This window comes from Streptomyces sp. AcH 505 (assembly GCF_000818175.1).
Classification (GTDB): domain Bacteria; phylum Actinomycetota; class Actinomycetes; order Streptomycetales; family Streptomycetaceae; genus Streptomyces.
Window position 1 is genome coordinate 1,479,482 of record NZ_JTIY01000001.1, and the last position, 3,972, is coordinate 1,483,453.

Sequence of the window (3,972 nt, forward strand, 5' to 3'; positions counted from 1 at the left end):
CGGGTCGGTCGACCGCCGGTTCGCCGGTACGGGTACGGGCGTCCGCGTACCGCGCCCAGTAGACCTCCTTGCGGCGCGCGTCGGTGGCGACGGCGAACGGGCCTTCGAGCCCCGCCGCGTACGCGAGGCCGTCCAGCGTGCACAGCCCGTGCACCGGAACGCCGAGCACGGAGCCGAAGGTGACGGCGGTGGCGAGCCCCACGCGCAGGCCCGTGTACGGTCCTGGTCCGACGCCGACGACCACATCCGTCACGGCGTCGAGCCGCATCCCGGCGCCGGCGAGCACCCGGTCGACGGCGGGGAGCAGCAGCTCGCCGTGGCGGCGCGCGTCGACCTGACTCTCCTCGGCGATGACGGACGTGCCGTCGTGGAGGGCGACGGTCACGGCTGATGTGGCGGTATCGACAGCAAGCAGAAGCACGCAAACAGCCTACGGCTCCTGAGCGCCAGGCACGGCGCCCCTGAGCGTCACCCGGCTGCTGCTACCGTCACCAGGCAGTCATACGTACGAGAGGTGGATCAAGGTGCCCAAGCGCAGCTCGGGAATCGTGGCCGGGCTCACCGCTGCGGCTCTCGCCGCCGTGGGCTTCCTCGCCTACCAGGCGTCGGCGAACGTACCCGACAGCCTGGCGAAGCCCGCCGCACCGAGTTCGGCGGCCCCAGGCCCGTCCGGCTCCCCCGTCAAGAAGCCCGACCCGCTGGTCGTCCCGGCCAAGTCGGGCACGGGCAAGCGGGTCGTGTACGCGCTGAAGGCCCGGCGGGTGTGGCTCGTGTCGGCGAGCGGCAAGGCGCAGCGGACGTTCCCCGTCATGCCGAGCACGATCAACCCGAAGCCCGGCGCGTACGCGGTGACGAGCCGGAAGGACCGGACGGCAGGGTCCGACGGCGTTCCGATCGAGCATGTGGTGCGGTTCGCGACGGTGGGCGGGGCGACGATCGGGTTCAGCGCCGCGCTGGACAACACCATGCCGAGCCCGGACCCGACGTCGAAGACCGGCGGGGTCAGGATGAAGCGGGCGGACGGCGACGCGCTGTGGTCGTTCACGACCGTCACGTCGAAGGTCGTCGTCGTCCGGTAGCGCCGAAGCCGGAATTACGCCGCGTCGAGCCGCGCCCCGGCACGTTCCTGTTCGGCCTGCGCCGACACGGCCGACGGCTCGTCGGGCGGTGTCGATACGGCCGAGGCCGCCGCACAGGACGCCAAGAGGTCCTTCATCGACACGTCCGACGGCTGCGGGCGACGCTGCGGACGCGGTTCGCTGTCTGGCGCCGGCATGGATGCCTCCTGAGGCTCCGGGGGCAGGCCTGGTTAGGTAGACCTAACCATGTCTCTCCACCCATGTGAACACGCCAGGACCGGCGTGCGCAACATTTTGCCGACGTCTTGTCGGAATCTTCCCCGGAAAGGTGGGTCAGCGGCCCTGCCGTGCCAGCGCGGCGACTTCCGCCTCCGCCCAGCGGCTGCCGTACCCGGTCAGCGTGACGACCCGGCGGTCGTCGTCCGTGTCGCCCGCAACCCGGTCGATGACGACGTGCAGCCGGTCGTCGGACAGCTCCTCCACCTTGCCGTCGCCCCACTCCACCACCACCACGGAGTCGGGCAGCGACACGTCGAGGTCGAGGTCCTCCATCTCGTCGAGTCCGCCGCCGAGCCGGTACGCGTCGACATGCACCAGCGCGGGCCCGCCGGTCAGCGGCGGGTGGACGCGCGCGATCACGAAGGTCGGGGACGTGACGGCGCCGCGCACCCCGAGCCCGGCGCCGAGCCCCCGGGTGAGCGTCGTCTTCCCCGCGCCGAGTTCACCCGTGAGCATGACGAGGTCGCCGGGGCGCAGCACGGCGGCCAGGGCGCGGCCGAGATCGGCCATCAGCTCGGGCGAATCGACGGTGAGGGTGTGGGCGGCGGTGGTGCCGGCGTCAGCCGCCGGGCCGTGCGGTGCTTCCATGGGGGTCAACGTTAGCCCCGGCGGGCACGGCACCCGCCCGGGTCAGCAGGTCCGCGAGCCGGTCGGTGACGACCTCCGGGTGCTCCAGCATCACCAGGTGGCCCGCGTCGGGCACCAGCACCAGCTCGGCGTCCGGCAGCAGGTCCGCGATGGCCTCGCTGTGCGTACTGGGCGTCACCAGATCGCTCTCGCCCGCCAGCACCAGCGCCGGCACCTCGCGGAACTCCGCCAGCGCCCCGGTCTTGTCGTGGTCCGCGAAGGCCGGGTAGAACTCGGCGACCACATCGATCGGGGTGCCCTCGATCATCCGCTCCGCGAACCGCGCGACGGCCGGGTCCACGTCCTTCGAGCTGAACGAGTAGCGCTTGATCAGCCCGGCGAACAGATCGGCGCTGGCCCGCCGGCCGCGCTCGACCAGCTCGGGCTGCGAACCCAGCGCCTTCAGCACCCCGGGCAGCACCCGCCGTACGGCGTTCACACCGGCCACCGGCAGACCGTAGTTGACCTCGCCGAGCCTCCCGCTCGACGTGCCGACGAGGGCGACAGCGACGACCCGCTCCCGCACCAGCTCCGGGTACTGGTCGGCGAGGGCCATCATCGTCATCCCGCCCATCGAGTGCCCGACCAGCACCAGCGGCCCCTCGGGCGCCGCAGCGTCGATGACGGCCTTCAGATCGCGGCCCAGCTGCTCGATGGTGACCGGCACGGCGCCGGGGCCGCGCTGGGCGACTCCGCGCCCCGACCGGCCGTGGCTGCGCTGGTCCCAGTGGACGGTACGGACCAGACCGCGCAGCGCGGCACGCTGGAAGTGCCAGGAGTCCTGGTTGAGGCAGTAGCCGTGGCTGAAGACGACCGTGACGGGCGCGGGCGCCTTACGGCCGAACAGCCGCCGCCTGCGCGGCGCGTCGGCGGCCGGATCGGGCAGGTCGTCCAGCTCGTCGGTCTCGTAGTAGAGCTGCGTGCCGTCGTCGGCGACGGCCTTGCCGGGGGCGCCGCGCAGCGCGCCGTACGGGCCCGTCGCGTCGAGCGCGAGACGCGCCTTCTTCCGCATGCCACGGCCCACGGCGAGGCGGTCCATCGCGATACCGGCAGCGGCGCCCGCAGCGATCACGCCTATGGCGACGCCGGCCACACCGGCCCTGCTCCAGTTACCGGCGGCAGCGTCCCTCGACATCGTCACCGTGGCGGCCGCGACAGCCGCCGCGTCCCCCGCCGCGCTTCCCTTGCTCAACGTGCCGCTCCTCGCTGTCCTGGCTTGTCTTCCCCTTCGTGCGGTGGTTCACCCGAGCGGGATCACACGGGATCCTCGTTCACATACACCCGCGGCACCCGCGCGCCGATCCGGGTGACGATCTCGTACGCGATGGTCTGCGCGGCCTCCGCCCAGTCCTCGGCGGTCGGCTCGCCGTTGTCGCCGGGGCCGAAGAGGACGGCGGGAGCGCCCGCCTCGACCGTGTCGTCGCCCATGTCGACCACGAACTGGTCCATGGCGACCCGCCCCGCCACCCGCCGCCAGGCACCGCCGACGAGCACCGGGCCGCGCCCGGAGGCGTGCCGGGGGATGCCGTCGGCGTACCCGAGCGGTACGAGTCCGAGCGTCGTCTCGCCCGCCGTGCGGTACGTGTGCCCGTAGCTGACGCCGTGTCCCTCCGGCACCCGCTTCACCAGCGCGACGGAGGCGGCGAGCGTCATCACCGGGCGCAGCCCGAAGTCGCGCGAGGTGCCCAGCTCGGGGCTGGGCGAGATGCCGTACGTGGCGATGCCGGCCCGTACGAGGTCGAAGTGCGACTCGGGGACGGTCAGGGTGGCGGCGGAGTTGGCGATGTGCCGCACCTCGGGCTCGACGCCCTCCTTCTCCGCGTAGCCGACCATCTCGTGGAAGACGTCCAGTTGCGCGGCGACGGACGGGTGGCCCGGCTCGTCGGCGCACGCGAAGTGCGACCACAGCCCGGTCACCTCGACGGCCCCCTCGGCCCGCGCGGCGAGCGCGGCGCCGACGAGTTCCGGCCAGTCGGCGGGCTGGCAG

At 73.0% G+C, this 3,972-nt stretch carries 6 protein-coding genes; 1 reads left to right on the plus strand and 5 read right to left on the minus strand.

Annotation, left to right across the window (positions count from 1 at the left end; translation table 11 throughout):
* Positions 1-421, minus strand: a 421-nt coding sequence (gene tsaB, locus HY68_RS06770; RefSeq protein WP_041985608.1) for a tRNA (adenosine(37)-N6)-threonylcarbamoyltransferase complex dimerization subunit type 1 TsaB, incomplete at its 3' end; no start/stop codon positions are given.
* Between the two features lie 127 nt (positions 422-548).
* On the opposite strand from tsaB, the gene HY68_RS06775 reads away from it, so the two are divergent.
* A complete protein-coding gene (locus tag HY68_RS06775) occupies positions 549-1,079 on the plus strand; it encodes a hypothetical protein (RefSeq protein WP_041995337.1) in 531 nt (176 codons plus the stop codon).
* Between the two features lie 14 nt (positions 1,080-1,093).
* On the opposite strand, the gene HY68_RS06780 is transcribed toward HY68_RS06775, so the two are convergent.
* The 4 genes from HY68_RS06780 to alr form a co-directional block, all read right to left on the minus strand.
* On the minus strand, positions 1,094-1,276 hold the full coding sequence (locus tag HY68_RS06780; protein WP_041985609.1) for a hypothetical protein: 183 nt from the start codon (positions 1,274-1,276) through the stop codon (positions 1,094-1,096).
* Between the two features lie 136 nt (positions 1,277-1,412).
* The gene (gene tsaE, locus HY68_RS06785; RefSeq protein WP_041985612.1) at positions 1,413-1,946 is read right to left on the minus strand and encodes a tRNA (adenosine(37)-N6)-threonylcarbamoyltransferase complex ATPase subunit type 1 TsaE; all 534 of its coding nucleotides are present in this window, start codon (positions 1,944-1,946) and stop codon (positions 1,413-1,415) included.
* The gene (locus HY68_RS06790; RefSeq protein ID WP_107070159.1) at positions 1,918-3,120 is read right to left on the minus strand and encodes an alpha/beta hydrolase; all 1,203 of its coding nucleotides are present in this window, start codon (positions 3,118-3,120) and stop codon (positions 1,918-1,920) included. Before HY68_RS06790 ends, tsaE begins: the two co-directional genes overlap by 29 nt.
* A 119-nt stretch (positions 3,121-3,239) precedes the next feature.
* Positions 3,240-3,972: alanine racemase (gene alr, locus HY68_RS06795; protein ID WP_041985618.1), on the minus strand; the 733-nt coding region annotated here is incomplete at its 5' end.

Coding starts and splice junctions, on each gene's coding strand:
- HY68_RS06780 (WP_041985609.1), bottom strand. CDS start 1,276: ATGCCGGCGCCAGACAGCGAACCGCGTCCGCAGCGTCGCCCGCAGCCG.
- tsaE (WP_041985612.1), bottom strand. CDS start 1,946: ATGGAAGCACCGCACGGCCCGGCGGCTGACGCCGGCACCACCGCCGCC.
- HY68_RS06790 (WP_107070159.1), bottom strand. CDS start 3,120: ATGTCGAGGGACGCTGCCGCCGGTAACTGGAGCAGGGCCGGTGTGGCC.